The following is a 15,547-nucleotide window of genomic DNA, read 5'->3' as shown; positions in this document are numbered from 1 at the left end:
TATTACTCTTGAGTCTGCCGATAACGATAGTAAATAACCCAGTAAATTGAGCTAAGTGTCAAACTTAACATCGCTGGGACAAGGTAAGCATTTAATTTTAAATAAGGATAAATCAGGCTGGCAAGCAAACCGCCAAGGAAAAATCCAAATAAAATGAGCAAGTGAAGAATAATGCGTCTACGCTCTACTTTTAGACCACGTAACTTATAGCCTAACGCCAAACCCAAATCCGTCAAAACGCCAGATAAGTGCGTTGTCCGAATGATGGTACCTTTATAGTGACTTACCATAGCATTTTGTACGCCCATGGCGCTACATGCCCAAAGTAAGGCATAACGTGGAAAATAGGGAAGCAAAAACCAACACAACAGGATAAAAAGAGCCACCAGGCTTAAAGGTAAACCGTAGCGGCTGCCTAACTTAAACTGGCTATTCCCAAGAATGAATCCGCTATAAAATGAACCGGTCACATAACATAGAACAACCAGGCCCAAGAACAGAATTGTATCCGGTTCCCACTTCAGTAAAGCCATGGCCAGCATGCTGACATTTCCGGTCATATGGGAAACGGACTGATGCAATACGGTCACCAGTCCGAGAACGTTAATCATCCCTGCATTGACTGCAAGGAAAAAAGCCCCTAATTGAACCCAAAGCGGTAAAGTTTGAAAAGGCATAACGTCATAAAAAATACTTAATAATGACTATCTTAATCTAAACCGCGATCAACAGCAGCAGTAAATAGCACATCTGTTGAAGAATTTAATGCAGTTTCGGTCGAATCCTGTAACACACTGATTACCATACCGATGGCCACCACTTGCATGGCAATATCTGAACTGATCCCAAACAGGCCACACGCCACAGGAATCAGCAGTAAAGATCCACCGGCAACACCCGAGGCACCACAGGCTGAAATTGTTGCAAGTACCGATAAAACCAGCATGGTGGTGAAATCCACCGAAATACCCAAAGTATTCACAGTAGCTAAAGTAAGCACGGTAATCGTTACAGAAGCACCAGCCATATTGATGGTCGCACCGAGTGGAATAGCCACACTAGCGGTAGATTCATTCACGCCTAAACGTTTGGCTAAATCCAGGTTTACCGGAATATTGGCTGCCGAACTTCGGGTAAAGAATGCAGTAATACCACTTTCACGCAAACATTGAAGCACCAATGGATAAGGGTTCGCGCGGGTAACAAAGGCGACCATAATCGGATTGACCACCAATGCCACAAAAAACATGGTACCAATCAATACCGCCAACAATTGTGCATAGCTTTCAAAAGTACTTAAACCGGCTTCAGCAAAGGTCACTGCAACTAGACCAAAAATACCGACTGGAGCAAAGTTAATCACCAGACGAATCACTTGGTTCACTGCAGTAGCAGCATCGGTTAAAAAAGCTTTCGTGCTGTCAGATGAATGACGGAACGCAGCACCTAAAGCAACCGCCCAGGCCAGAATCCCAATAAAGTTTGCTTCACTAATGGCAACCACAGGATTCGCTACAAAACTAAGCAGCAGATTTTTTAAAATCTGAACCAGACTGCCCGGCGCCTGAAGGTCAGTTTGCGCAGGAACATCCAAAAATAATGTGCTTGGAAACAGCATGCTAGAAACTACGGCACTTAATGCCGCCAGAAACATACCCACTGCATACATCAGCATAATGGGCTTGATTTTGGCACTATGTCCGACTTTAAAATTGGCAATGGAAGATAAAACCAGGACAAAAACTAAAATAGGCGCAACAGATTTAAGTGCTTTAATAAATAAGTCACCCAATAGGCTTAGATAAGGAGCCACATTGGGGCACAAAACAGCTACACCAATACCTAAAATAATGGCGATAATAATTCGGGAGACTAAACTCAAACGCATTAAAGCAGAGAACATAAAGGTGCCTTGTCACACATACGAGGACTAAAAAAATCACAAAGATGGGTGGCATTTTATACCTAAAAATGATCTTGCTAAAAAATAATTGCCATATAAAAACTAACTGTTTATTTTTAAAGTTGATATTTTCAGTTTTTAATAAAATTTTTGCCGATTTTTAAATATTCAAATAATACAAATGCTTCGGATCATTCTGCTGTGCTGCATTATGTTTAATCGTTCTATTGCAATCTATTTTAAGTGCTATATGAAAATACTGAGGAGATATCCAGCATTATTTTAGATATCTCTACTAGAAATTTAGAAATTGCGTATTGCAATATTTATCCCATTCATCTTAAAAGACTTCTGGTGAAAGTTCTTGCATGGCCTGAAAATGAGTCAGATAAATCTGGCCACTTAACTGATTCAGCAGTTTTGAATGCTGTAATTTATCCATGACTGGACCCTTAATTTCGGAGAAATTCAGTTTAATCTCCAGTTTATTTAACTCGGCATTGAGATCTTCCAGCATTTCCAGCGCACTCAGGTCAATGGCACTAATACTGGAGCAGTTAATGACCACATGCTCTAAATCAGCATACTGACTCACAGCATTAATCAGGAAACCTTTAAAAGTATTGGCATTTAAAAAGGTCAGATTCTCATCTATACGCATGGACAGAACTTTATTTGATGTGAGTACATCATGGCGTTGTACATTTCTAAAATGCTGGGTGCCTTCTACCAGGCCAATCACGGCAATATGCGGACGGCTGATCCGCCACAACAGCAGAATAAAGGTTGAGACAATACCCAGTATCAAACCGGTCGAAATATCTATGCACAGCACGCCAAAGAAGGTGATCCACATTGCAATGCCATCTGCTTTGGAATAACGCCAGGTGTCTATAAAGGGCTTGAAATCGACCAGTTTCCAGATTGAAACAATAATGGTTGCAGCCAGAATAGCCAAAGGCAAATCACGGAAAAAAGCCGTGAAATAGAGGCTAACCAAGACTATAAATAATGAGGATATCACGCCTGCCAGCGGTGTTTTAGCACCGGCATCCGCATTCACCACCGTGCGCGATAAGCTACCGGTAACCGGAAATGCCGAACTTAAGCCCGCGCTTAAATTGGATAAACCCAACGCGATCAGTTCCTGGTTACTATTTAAATGACTGCGTTGCTGTAATGCCGTCGCCTGAGCAATAGATAAAGACTCGACAAAGCTAATCATGGCGATCATGGCTGCACCGGGGAATAAGGTGATGATCAGTTCCATATTCCAGTAGGGCATGCTGATGGGTGGAAAACCTGAAGGGATTTCACCTACGGTTTTAATGCCTACCGCTTTTAAATCCAGAAAGTACACCGCGGCAATCGAAATCACCACCAAGGCCAAAGGCAAGGCTTTAACAATAAAAGCAGTTGAACCGACCCGGCTTTGAATGGCATTGGAATTTAAAACTCTGGGAAGATAAATCAGAAATACTAAGGCAAGCAGCCCGAAAATGAAGCTTTCGATATGGCTATAACGCAGGTACTGCCAGGCACTTAGAAAAAATTCAGGAAGATTATTGGCTTTTAACGGGATATCGACTAAAAATTTAAACTGGCCTAAAGCAATCAGCAAGGCAGAGGCAATAATAAAACTCTTGATCACCGGATGGCTAATCAGCTGAATCAGAAAGCCGAATCGGAAAATCCCGAGCAATAAAGAGATAATACCAACCATCACTGCCAGCAGACAGGCGGCCTGTATATAAACTGGAGAGCCAACCTCAAACAAGGGATTCAGCGTCGCGAAGGTCATCATGGAAATAATCGCGACCGGGCCAATCGAAAGCGTCGGGCTGCTCCCCACCATGGCATAAATGATCATGGGTAGAATACTGGCATACAGCCCCATAATAGGCGGTAGTCCAGCCAGCATGGCATAGGCCATGCCTTGCGGAACCAGCATGGCGATGACAATCAGGGCCGAAAGAAGGTCAGATTTAAATTTGGCTGGGGTATATTGACGCAGCCATTGCCATGCGGGCAATAACGAGCTTAAGCGGGCATTAAAATCTGACATATCTAAAGCTAAATCACTATTTTAGATATATTATGCACAAAAAGTGCTAAGAAGTCTTGTCAGGAAGATAGGGCTTGATAACCTTTACTGTGCAAAAATGGCGAGAACTTAAAATTTAATCGCCAAACCAAATTTAGCAGCAAGTTCAGTCCAGATAAAAGGATGATCTTTTTTCGGATTTAAAAAGTAAGCGCACAGAGCATTCCTTGAGTTCTGGCGTATATGATGATTTTGTCATTAGGACATTGACTTAAAAAGCTTTGCTCCGATAGTCTAGGCACGCTTCAAATGAAAATTCACGATTAAATCTTTGTTAATTTTATCAATAAATATGTTATAAAATGTAAATATGGTCACACTATTTCAGGGTCAGGTTTTTGAAACAGATTCTTTTGGCACTTAAATTAAATCTTCGTAAACTGATCCTGATTTCGACTATTATCAGTGTTTCGTGCTTGTTTATTGTTTCTGTATTTATTCTCAATTATGTGATTAAAGACCAGCTCATTCAAAATTCACTTTTAGTGAATGTCAAATATGCTTCAAAGGTTGCCAACAGTGCAGATCAGCATTTCGATGATATGCTCAAAGAGCTAAAATATAGTGCTGACCTGTTAGGACAAAATTTTTCTAATCCTCAATTAATACAAGAAGAAGCAAAGCGTCTTAAAAATCAGTCCAACAAATTTAATAGTTTACTAATTGTGGATAAGCAAAGAAGAATCATCTCTTTTGCACCGCAAAGTTTAAATTTGAGTACCCATATTTCATATAAATCAGTGGGAATTATTGAATCTTTAAAGTATAAAACCACTTATATTTCTCCTCCCTATTGGTCAGTTCGACATAATTTGGTTGTGATGCTGTCCCAACCCATTTATGACCGAAATAAAAATTATCAGGGCATGATTGGTGGCACGATTTATTTACAAAAAAATAATCTCATCCAGAAAATGCTTTCAACCGAGTATGACTTTAAGAAAAGTTATATGTATGTCATGGATCAGGATAATCGAATTATTTTTCATCCCGATCCGACTAGAATTGGCGAAAAAATTGTCAATAATACGGGTCTGGACTATATGGTCCATAAACGGATGGGGAATATCCGGCTAATCAATAGTCGGGGGGTCGAAAATTTGGCAGGTTTTGCCTACATTCCGAGTACGAACTGGATTGTCGTTTCCCAGCAACCAACCGAAGAGCTGTTAAAGCAGGCCAATGTGATTCTTTTAAAAGTTTCAGTGGGAATTTTAATTTTTTATTTGTTTATATTTTTTATTGTCTGGAGAATGTCGCGCTTTATTTCTTCACCTTTAAATAGCTTGGCAAAAATGGCCAGTATGCTCAATCAGCCAGACATTCAAGATAAAATCAAGCAGGTTGATCCTTGGTATTTTGAAGTTTTAAAGTTTAGAACGTCATTGCTGCTCAGTTCACAAGCATTCAGTGAAAAGATTACTGAATTGCGTCAACATGTAAATACCGATCCATTGACAGGTTTATATAATCGGCGGGGGATGCAAATCTTCTTAAAAGAAGTAGTGAGTTTAGAGAGAGATTTTGCCGTTCTTGCGATTGATATCGATTTTTTTAAAAAGGTGAATGATACCTATGGCCATGATCAGGGGGATATGGTTTTAAAAAACCTGGCCAGTCTTATGAATCATAACTTCAGAGATGGAGACATTTGTTGCCGTATAGGAGGGGAAGAGTTTATTGTATTAATGACGACTTTAGATCCTAAGGTAGCTTACAATGCTGCGGAGCGTTTAAGAAAAACAATGGAATCAAGCAACATCAATTCTATTGGACCAATAACAATATCTATTGGAATTGCCTTTTGGCCTAAAAGCTCAGACAGTGTGACCGAAGTTTTTAAAATGGCTGATAATAAACTTTATCAAGCCAAGAATAACGGACGTAACTGTATTCGTTATTAGAGAGTGGAACGGTATTTATTTTTCTACTTATTCTACCGGCTTATAATGAAGTTTGAGCTCTGTAAGGGAAGCTGGTTTAGCAAAATAGTAGCCTTGAAAATGATCACATTCATATTCTCTGAGAAATTTGGCTTGGGCGTGAGTTTCTACACCTTCAGCGACCACTTGTAATCCGAGTTGATGAGCCATGACAATAATGGCTGCGACAATAGCACCATCTTTCTCATTTTTAGGTAAATCTTCAATAAAACTACGATCAAGTTTTATCTCATCAACAGGTAAAGTACGTAAATAACTCAGACTGGAGTATCCTGTTCCAAAGTCGTCGACAGAAACTTTAATGCCCAAATCACGAATCGCCATTAAAATTTCTAAAGAACGGTCAGCACCTGCAATTAACATGGTTTCAGTAACTTCAATTTTTAATAATTCAGGCTGTAACTGTGTAGTGGTCAGAGTTTCCTTTAACTCATGCAAAAAGCCGGTGCGCTTGAACTGTAAGGGAGAAAGATTGACGGCTACACTCAGGCTAGCGCCATTTTTCTTATTCCATTCAACAATATCCTGACAGGCCTGCTGTAAAACCCATTGGCCAATGACTACAATTTGACCGGTTTTTTCGGCGAATGGAATGAAGTCTGCTGGAGAGATAAAACCTCTTTGTGGATGCTGCCAACGGATTAAGGCTTCTACACTTTTTACCTGGCCTGAATGAGCATCAATAACCGGTTGATAGACTAACCTAAACTGTTTTTCTTCCAGAGCAACCATTAATTCATGCCGCATAAGCACATAATCGATTTTCGGTGCGCACATAGCGTCAAAAGCATACCAGTGCCAGGCATTTCCACCTTCTTTTTTGGCTTCATTCATCGCATGTATCGCATGATGAAGCAATTGGGTAGATTTTTCTATTTGAGTTCCATCATCTGCAATACCAATACTCGCGCTCATATGGATTTTATGGCCATCGATATCAAATGGAACTGACAGGCTTCTTAATATTTGCTCTGCAATGACCGCGGCCTGTTTTAAATCATGGCATTTATTCAACAGTATGCCAAATTCATCTGCTGAAAAATGAGCAATGATATCCTCTTCTTGAACGATCTGACGCAGGCGATTTGCTACAGCAATCAGGAGCTGATCACCACTGAGGTGTCCCAAACTTTGATTTAAAGGCTGGAAACCATCTAAATCAACATACATGACGATCAGAGGGTGATGATGCTCATGTTGCATGTGGAATGCGACATCCAGTATTTTTTCGAAGGTATGATGATTAATTAATCCGGTTAAACTGTCGTGGGTTTGTTGACGGGCGATATATTCGCTATTTGCCCGTTGTTGAGTAATATCCTGCTGAATTCCGATAAAATGTGTGCAGAAATTTTTGTCATCAAAAACCGGTCCTAATATCAGTTGGTTCCAGAACCAGCTCCCATCTTTACGATAATTTTTTAAGGTGATCTGGATTTCTTGTTGCTCTTTAAGCGCATTATGTATTTTATTAACTGCTTCAGGATCTGTATCAGGACCTTGCAGAAAACGACAATTTTTACCAATAATTTCTTCTTTTTTATAACCGGTCAGGCATTCAAACGCAGGATTAACATACTCAATGGCCTGATCTGGGGCGGCATTGCTCAATATAATTCCATGAGGATTAGCATCGACACTTCGTTTAAGTAGACGTAGCATTTCTTCAGTTTCACGCCGTTCTGAAATATCACGAGCGATTGCAAATACGCCAACCACATGTTGAGCTTGTTGAATGGGTAAATAAGTCAGGTCTAACCAGTAACATTCACCTGCGGCATTCAGTGCCTGAATTTCCAGGTGCTGACTGTTTCCCTTTAAGGCTTGTTCAAATGCAGTTTGCGCTAAAGATTGAAATTCAGCACAAATAAAATTCGAGAAATGTAAGCCCCGAGCCTGTTCAAGATTGAATTTAGTAATTTTTTCAGAGACAAGATTAACATCAATCACGATGCCTTCTAGATTATGTTCAAAAATCGCGTCCGGATGGTAAGTGAAGAAAGAGCGATATTTATCATGAAGAGCCAGTCTTTGTTGCCGTTCTTCATGCAGATCCATACTTAAGGCAATTAAAGATGCTGCATGACGAAGTAATTTAATATGAGTCGGTGTGGGACATTTAGGCGAACGATAATATGTCCCAAAGGTACCATAGAGTTTTCCATGGGCATTAATAATAGGCGTAGACCAACATGCGTTCAGATTTTCCTCTTGAGTCAAGGTCCTGAAAGGTTCCCAGTTCTGGTCAGTGGCTAAATTTTCACAAATCACAAGTTTTCGGTGAAAAGCTGCTGCACCACAAGCACCGACATTTGGGCCTATTTCTAAACCATTAATCGCTTCTTGATATTGGGGTGAAAAATGTTGGGTACCACTGATCAGGCTTAAAGTTTGTTCTCTCTCTGAGTACAACATAATGGATACCATTGAATCAGGTATCCGGGCTTCTAGCCATTCACTGACAGTTTGAAAGATGAGGGTTAAGTCAGCGTGTTGCCCAATTAAATTAAAGATAGATTGAGTATCTAAATAACTCGCTGTTTGACTCATATCGCATCCCTTCCTTGAGTTGTATCGCGTATTTTTAATAGATTCTCAATCAAAAAACTTGAAATCAGATCGATATACTGATTATTAATTTTATATAAACAATATAACAAAAATGTGATTATACTTACCTACAATTATCTGAAAATCTTGATGAATCTCAAGCGTTGACTTAAACAACTTGCATCAATATTCATTCCTCTAAAAATAATAGCTATTGAAAGTAGAACTATTTCTTAAAAACAAAAGCGATCTGACCTTCTTAAAACCGGATAACAAACTTACAGTACCAGGTGTTCTGTTCAGAGCCATGAAAAATCCGTGCTTATTTTCTAAACGGTAATAGTCAATATTGCAAAGAAATTGAATAGAAAATCAAGTCATATCCAGATAGAAGGGTATTTATATAAAATCAGGCATTCAGTGGAAAATGCATGTGCAAGATTAAAACAGTTTGAGCTGTTGCCACCCAATATAACAAGCTAAAGCAAAACTATAAAAGTACTGTTGCCTTAGCTTGTATCTTTATCTGGTTATCACTATAAAATGTCAAAAGATTTTAATATCTTCCCAATTCTATTGTATAAGTATGATTAAATTAGATTTTTAGGACAATACAGTTGATAGAGGGTATTCAGTACCTGAACCAGTTTTTGATCTTTAATGGAATAAAAAATCTGTTTGCCGTCACGACGCGTGCTCACTACATCACTTTTACGTAACATCATCAGCTGCTGGGACAAGGTGGGCTGATTAATTTGGGTCAGCTCTTCTATTTGTGAAACATTCAATTCTTGTTTTGCGAGATAACATAAAATAAGTAAACGATCTGGATTGGCTAATGATTTTAATACCGTGACCACGGTATCAATAGCATCATGCATAGAAGCAATTTCAAGATCGGTATTCATACAGCATTTCCATACTACATATCAGTAATGTACGCAGTATATAATGCCTGAATAATCCAATACATTATATAAAATACCATTTCAATGGTTTTTAATGAAAGTAATTATCAGATATTCTTATATAAATAAGATAAAGCATTTAATTTTTATTAAATGCTTTATCTTGGTGCGAGTATGGGTGAGAAATGCTGATTATAATTTCTTGGACTGTTTAAATCCTTTTAATTCCTTTTCATTAAATTGCAGAGCTTCAATAATAGCTTGTCGTGTTTCCGGATTATACCAATTAAAAATAGCGGATATTTTTTCTTCAAAATTTTCGCTGATAATAAAACGATCTTCTTGAATGCTAAGTAATCCATTGTTTTTTAGAATGGCAATAAAGCTTTTTAAGGTTGCACTGTCAAAATAATAACCTGCCTGAATCTTTTTCGTTTGCGACAGTTTGTTCAGTACTGCTTTACCCATCTTCTCCAGTTCTTTCAGGCTAAGCGCTTGCAGCGGAGCATACTGCTGTAGCAATGCAGCGATCATGTTCATGTTATTCAGACTAGAAGCAGACAAATGCGCCAGAGTTAAAAGCTGCTTTTGCAGTTGTTCATCAGCCGGAATAGAAAGGCTACCATCCTGACGAACAATCCAGCCTAAATGTTCTAACTTGTCTATAATTAATACTATTTCTTTTTCTAATTCATCCATAGACCATTTTAAGAAAAATTCTTCCTTAAAATAAGGGTAGATATTTTTAATGGTATCGCTTAAATAATGAGTTGAGATTTTTTTATAGGAATGAATAAGCATGGCAATTAATGCCGGTAGAATAAAACAATGCAAAATATTGTTGCTAAAATAACTTAACAGTATCTTTTGACTTTCAGCAACCTGTACCCATTTTTCATTGTTTTGGTTTAATGTTTCAACCTGTTTTAATTTTTCAGCATACTGAATCATTTCAGCGCTGGATAATTCGCTCATTATCATTCGCGAATCATATTGAGTCATTTTTAATAAATCACGATACTGGCTAATCTGTGAAATTAAATGCTTTTCGCTTAAAGCATGATCATCTGCATTGAGTAAAATAAGCGAAATTAAAGAAATAGGATTAATCACTACCGCTTTATTAATATTTTCCTGGATTGAATTGGCCACCTGATTGACCGTTTGAATGACCGGTTGGGGCAATTCATCATGAATATTGAGTTTAATTTGCTTGGCCTGATGTTCAGTTAACACCTGGTCCAGAAATACCGGTTCACCAAAATTGACGTGTACCTGGCCAAAGACTTTTTCAATTTTACGCACCGAACTCAAAATGCCCCAGATCGATTCGGCTTCTTTAGGCTTGCCATTCAGTTCATTTAAATAAGAGGTGCCTTCAATCAGTTTTTCATAACCAAAATAGGTAGGAATAAAGGCAATTGGCTTGGTTGCACCCCGTAAATGACTTTGTACCGTCATCGACAGCATGCCTTTTTTCGGCGGTAACAGCAGGCCAGTACGGGAACGACCGCCTTCAATAAAGTATTCCAGTGGGGTATTGCGAGATAAAAGGCTGTGTAAATACTCTTTAAACACAGAAGTATAGAGTTCATTGCCGCTGAAGGTACGTCGGATAAAATAAGCGCCACCACCACGCATGATTTGACCGACCACAGGCAAGTTCAGGTTAATACCGGCAGCAATATGCGGAACCATCAAGCCACGGTTAAAAATCACATAAGAAAGTAGTAAATAGTCGATATGACTGCGGTGGCAAGGGGTATAGACAATTTCGTAATCTTTGGCTAACTCGCGCACGGTATCGAAATTATGCACCTCAATACCATCGTAAAGTTGCGTCCAGAGTTTGGTCAGTGCCAGTTCGGCAAAACGCAGGGTGGAATAGGAAAAGTCCGAAACCACTTCGGTTAAATAGCCCTTGGCACGGTTTTCCGCCTCAAACATGCTGATTTTGTTATCAATGCTTTCTTTACGAATCGCATCTTGCACCGTTTCGGTTTTCATTAACTTGTTAATGAGATTACGGCGGTCAGATAAGTCAGGACCTAAAATGGCTTCTTTGTATTTATTAAAATTGCTATTGAGTTCCTTCACCACAGAATGTGCCGGAGAAAAATTGGGATACTCAATCTTGGAATGTTGAATAGCCGATTTAAGGGAAATCGGTTTGTGAAATTCGATGTAATTTTCACGGCTGTATAAAGAAATATTCAAGGCTTGTTTTAATTTGGAAGGCGTTGCCCAGGCATCAGCAAATAAAGCTTTAAACCAGGAATCTTCATAGGCAGGTGAACGTCCCCATAAAACTGTGACTGGAACCAGTTCAATATCGTATTCGGGATATTTTTCCAGAGCTTCAATCAGGCGGATCAATTTTGCTGAATAATGATAGGCCTCATGGGTTGAGTTCGGCACATTTAAAGCCAGAATGGAATCATCTTCCTCATATTCATGAATGCTCAAAGGCCCAAACACGGAAGGCAGCTTACGGGCCTTTGCTTCAGTATCAATTAAAACCGTATTGCTGAGTGAGGCATCCTGTAATACATAGCAAATTATTTTTTTATCTGTTTGATCTTGTATGGTTTTTTTTAATTCTTCAGTATTGCCTAAGACTTGAGGAGTCACGATTTTATCTAGAATTTTCTGCGTAAATTGACGATAGAACCGGCTATAACTCTTGTTAGACATTTGATTCCCTAAATCAGTTTTTCATTTGCTTGATATTGTGTGCAATTGCATGAATAAATACAAACCTTATTGATGACAAATACGTCATTTAAGTTGTAACGATTTGATTAAAAATAGCTGTGTATTTGTTTAAAAAATCTTGACTTTTAATCTTAAAAATACATCTAAGTCTTATAAGAGAAGTGATAGAAAAACTTATCTTGCAGGCCCAAATGGCTTATGATGAAAGCATGACTTTAAAATCAAAAGACAACTCAAGGAGTTCAAATGAGTACTGATTCTGCTTTTCCAACACCAAAGAATTTAGGTATAGCGGTTTATAGCGATAATGCTGAAGCGATTGGTAACACCCCATTAATTCGTATTAATCGTGCTATTTCATCACCAGCAACTGTATTGGCAAAAGTAGAAGGCCGTAATCCTGCATTTTCGGTAAAATGCCGTGTGGGTGCCGCTTTAATTGCGGATGCTGAAGAAAAAGGTTTGCTTAAACCGGGTATGCACATAGTCGAGCCAACCAGTGGTAATACCGGTATTGCATTGGCATTTGTTGCAGCTGCCAAAGGTTATGAGATTACCTTAACCATGCCGGCAAGTATGAGTGTTGAACGCCGTAAGGTGTTGAAGGCTTTTGATGCAAATCTGGTGTTGACCGAACCGGCAAAAGGCATGAAAGGCGCAGTAGATGAAGCAGTACGTTTAGCGACTGAACAACCGGATGTGTATTTTTTACCGCAGCAGTTTGAAAATCCGGCCAACCCGAAAATCCATGAACAGACCACAGGTCCTGAAATCTGGGAAGCCACAGGCGGAAAGGTTGATATTCTGGTGTCTGGCGTAGGTACAGGCGGCACCATTTCCGGTATTTCACGTTATTTTGAACAGGTACAAAATCAGCCGCTTTATTCCGTTGCTGTTGAACCTGCGGAATCGCCGATTATTGGTCAAGCGAAACGTGGTGAGCCATTAACACCGGGACCGCACAAAATTCAGGGTATTGGTGCAAACTTTATTCCTAAAAACCTGGATCTGGATCTAGTGGATGAAGTGATTGCCATTGAAAGTGCTCAAGCGATTGAATGGGCACGTAAAACTGCCACCCATGACGGTATTTTGGTGGGGATTTCAAGTGGGGCAGCGATGGCAGCAGCAGCTCAATTGGCAGCCCGTCCTGAAAATGCCGGTAAAACCATTGTGGTGATTTTACCGGATGCCGGTGAACGCTATTTATCTTCAGTGTTATTTGAAGATATTTTAGCAGAATAATTGACGCATGCTTTAAAGTTTGACTTAAATCTGAACAATTCGGATTTAAGTCAAACCGCTTGAATGATTGCTTGATTTAAATAAGTGCTTTATTTGAATGGTTTGAGTGGTGATTTTTATTTATAGGCTTCATTTTAGTATTATAAGATTAAGACGAAAATTATTCGCATGACATGCTATTTCGGTATAAATGGACATTGGAAATAGCACTAAAATGGCAGAAGATGTAGTGCCGTTACCAATCAAAGATTTAGGGATTTTAATCGGTGTTTGAGCTCGACTGTAAATTACTCAGTGTTTTTCTTTATATTTACAAATATAAAAGTGTTTCTGTCGCGGCTGAATATTTGGCCATGAGCCAGCCCACCGTCAGTAATATCCTGAATAAAATCCGCCAGCATTATAATGACCCGCTGTTTTTAAGAATTGGCAATGAAATGGTGCCGACTGAACTGTCGAAACAGCTGTTTCCACTGGTCAGTGAAGCTTTAAGTAAAGTCGAAATTATCAATAATTTCACTGTTGATTTTGACCAAACCACCTCACAGCAAAAATTTACCATTGCCATGACCGATGTGTCGCATTTGGTATTATTGCCGAAAATTTCCCAATATCTAAAACAGCATGCTTCGCATATCCGTTTAAATGTTCGCGCCATTACTTCTGAAACCAGTTATCAAATGGCCAATGGAGAAATTGATCTGGCGATTGGTTTTTTACCCAATCTGGAAAACGGTTTTTATCAGCAAAAACTGTTTGAACAATATTATGTGGTGATCGCCTCCAAAAACCATCCGCGGCTCAGTGAAAATAGCTTAACGACCGAACAATATATTGCCGAAACCCATATTGATATTGATGCCGGAATGGGGCATTACCATATTGAAAACGAGCTGTTAAATTTAGAACTGAAACGCAATATCTTGATGCGCTTACCCAGTTATCTAGGCGTGGGACTGGTGGTACAAGAAACCGATGCGATTGCGACCGTACCTTATTATTTAAGCGAAGTGTTATTGTCGCGTGGCAATTTACAGATTTTTGATGCACCGATTACTTTTCCCACTTATGCAGTCAAGCAGTATTGGCATATGTCCTGCCATCATAAAACCAGCCATCAGTGGCTGCGTCAGATGTGTTATGAATTATTTAGTCAAATGAATGATATAGAAGATTCAGTGCATAAAGTCATTCATCCATAACTGAATCATATAAGCTGGATGAGCTTAAGAAATTTTATCTGGCGTCATTAAGGCCTGGTTGATATACAGTTTAATCAGACGTTCACGTGAACCAATTGATTTCTGGTAATGGGTTGAATTAAGCAAGAGCGAAGCGCCGTAAGTGACCGTCCAGATATAGGATAAATAATCGCGAATCGACATGGCACTATTAAAGGATTTTAGATAATCATCGGTCATGTCCTTAATTTCAATAATCCGTTCTTCACGTACTTGATATAATTCTTCAAATAATTCTTTCAGTTTACGCTCGTTATTGGTTAACCGTTCTTCAATCACATGCAATAAAATGGTCCGGTTGGAATTTAACATGTTATAGAGCATGTACTGTGAAACATAAGTTTTAATATTATTTTTATACTTTTTTGAAATTTCTAATAATCTTTTTTCATTTAAGATGATGAGTTCTAAATAGAGCTGATTCTTGCTTTTAAAATGCTTGTAAATGGTGCCTTTGGCAATATCCAGCTCTGAAGCAAGTTCTGCGAGGGTAATATCTTGATGATTATCCAGCAACAGGGTTTCTGCCATGGCTAAAATTTTCTCTTTACGGAGTAGAAAATTTTGTTGGCGTACGGTATTCATCACATAAGTCCCGGAAAGACATAAAAAGCCAATTCAACATATACCGATAAAATAAATATGGCAACTCAACTAATGTCGCATGTGAGTAGCAAATTACTGTTTAATTTAATTCATATTCTCAAAGGCATAGCACAAAATAAAAGTCAATAAATGAGAACCTTTGAGGTCAATAATCATCAATAAAATTCCAATTGCAGCGTAATTATTTTATTGTCTTTTGGCGTTGCCAAAAGGGATTAACCCATAAAACGCAAAGCGCAGCTATGCTGATTGAACAGTATTTCATTCGTACATTTGAGTTTTCGCTTAAAGATAAAACCTTCAGTTTAAAGTGATTTACAGAAACCATGTTT

10 protein-coding genes and 1 pseudogene are annotated in these 15,547 nt (G+C 38.8%); 4 read left to right on the top strand and 7 right to left on the bottom strand.

The annotated features are described in order from the left end of the window. Positions 1–2: 2 nt before the first annotated feature. The 3 genes from B9T26_RS02230 to B9T26_RS02220 form a co-directional block, all read right to left on the bottom strand. Positions 3–677, bottom strand: a complete 675-nt coding sequence (locus B9T26_RS02230) for a YoaK family protein (RefSeq protein ID WP_086198181.1) — start codon at positions 675–677, stop codon at positions 3–5. Positions 678–709: 32 nt separating this feature from the next. Next, on the bottom strand, positions 710–1,903 hold the full coding sequence (sstT, locus tag B9T26_RS02225; RefSeq protein ID WP_086198180.1) for a serine/threonine transporter SstT: 1,194 nt from the start codon (positions 1,901–1,903) through the stop codon (positions 710–712). A gap of 340 nt (positions 1,904–2,243) precedes the next feature. Then, the gene (locus B9T26_RS02220) at positions 2,244–3,968 is read right to left on the bottom strand and encodes a SulP family inorganic anion transporter (protein ID WP_086198179.1); all 1,725 of its coding nucleotides are present in this window, start codon (positions 3,966–3,968) and stop codon (positions 2,244–2,246) included. 377 nt (positions 3,969–4,345) lie between these two features. Here B9T26_RS02220 and B9T26_RS02215 point away from each other — a divergent pair, with 377 nt between their 5' ends. Beyond that, the gene (locus B9T26_RS02215; RefSeq protein ID WP_086198178.1) at positions 4,346–5,911 is read left to right on the top strand and encodes a sensor domain-containing diguanylate cyclase; all 1,566 of its coding nucleotides are present in this window, start codon (positions 4,346–4,348) and stop codon (positions 5,909–5,911) included. A gap of 27 nt (positions 5,912–5,938) precedes the next feature. Here the strand turns inward: B9T26_RS02215 and B9T26_RS02210 are convergent, their stop codons facing one another. Next, positions 5,939–8,500 (bottom strand): EAL domain-containing protein, encoded by a 2,562-nt coding sequence (locus B9T26_RS02210; protein WP_086198177.1) that lies wholly within the window; start codon positions 8,498–8,500, stop codon positions 5,939–5,941. A gap of 345 nt (positions 8,501–8,845) precedes the next feature. Between B9T26_RS02210 and B9T26_RS15775 the strand changes: the two are divergent. Next, a pseudogene (locus B9T26_RS15775) lies at positions 8,846–9,042 on the top strand (IS5/IS1182 family transposase); the annotation flags it as partial. A 48-nt stretch (positions 9,043–9,090) separates the two neighbouring features. Here B9T26_RS15775 and B9T26_RS02205 read toward each other — a convergent pair. Beyond that, positions 9,091–9,408, bottom strand: a complete 318-nt coding sequence (locus B9T26_RS02205; protein WP_086175681.1) for an ArsR/SmtB family transcription factor — start codon at positions 9,406–9,408, stop codon at positions 9,091–9,093. Between the two features lie 192 nt (positions 9,409–9,600). Continuing rightward, positions 9,601–12,102 carry a glycerol-3-phosphate 1-O-acyltransferase PlsB gene (gene plsB / locus B9T26_RS02200; RefSeq protein ID WP_086198176.1) on the bottom strand — a complete coding sequence of 834 codons (2,502 nt, stop codon included), beginning with the start codon at positions 12,100–12,102 and terminating at the stop codon, positions 9,601–9,603. A gap of 267 nt (positions 12,103–12,369) precedes the next feature. On the opposite strand from plsB, the gene cysK reads away from it, so the two are divergent. Both cysK and B9T26_RS02190 read left to right on the top strand, forming a co-directional pair. Next, positions 12,370–13,368: a cysteine synthase A gene (cysK, locus tag B9T26_RS02195; RefSeq protein ID WP_086198175.1), complete on the top strand. Its 999-nt coding sequence runs from the start codon at positions 12,370–12,372 to the stop codon at positions 13,366–13,368. 266 nt (positions 13,369–13,634) lie between these two features. Beyond that, positions 13,635–14,570, top strand: a complete 936-nt coding sequence (locus B9T26_RS02190; protein ID WP_086198174.1) for a LysR substrate-binding domain-containing protein — start codon at positions 13,635–13,637, stop codon at positions 14,568–14,570. Between the two features lie 24 nt (positions 14,571–14,594). Here B9T26_RS02190 and B9T26_RS02185 read toward each other — a convergent pair whose 3' ends face one another. Further along, positions 14,595–15,194, bottom strand: coding sequence for a TetR/AcrR family transcriptional regulator (locus B9T26_RS02185; protein ID WP_086198173.1), 600 nt, complete (start codon positions 15,192–15,194; stop codon positions 14,595–14,597). Positions 15,195–15,547: the final 353 nt, after the last annotated feature.

Origin of the sequence: Acinetobacter sp. ANC 4169 (assembly GCF_002135355.1) — a bacterium.
GTDB lineage: Bacteria > Pseudomonadota > Gammaproteobacteria > Pseudomonadales > Moraxellaceae > Acinetobacter.
This window is presented reverse-complemented; position numbering and strand designations above follow the sequence as displayed.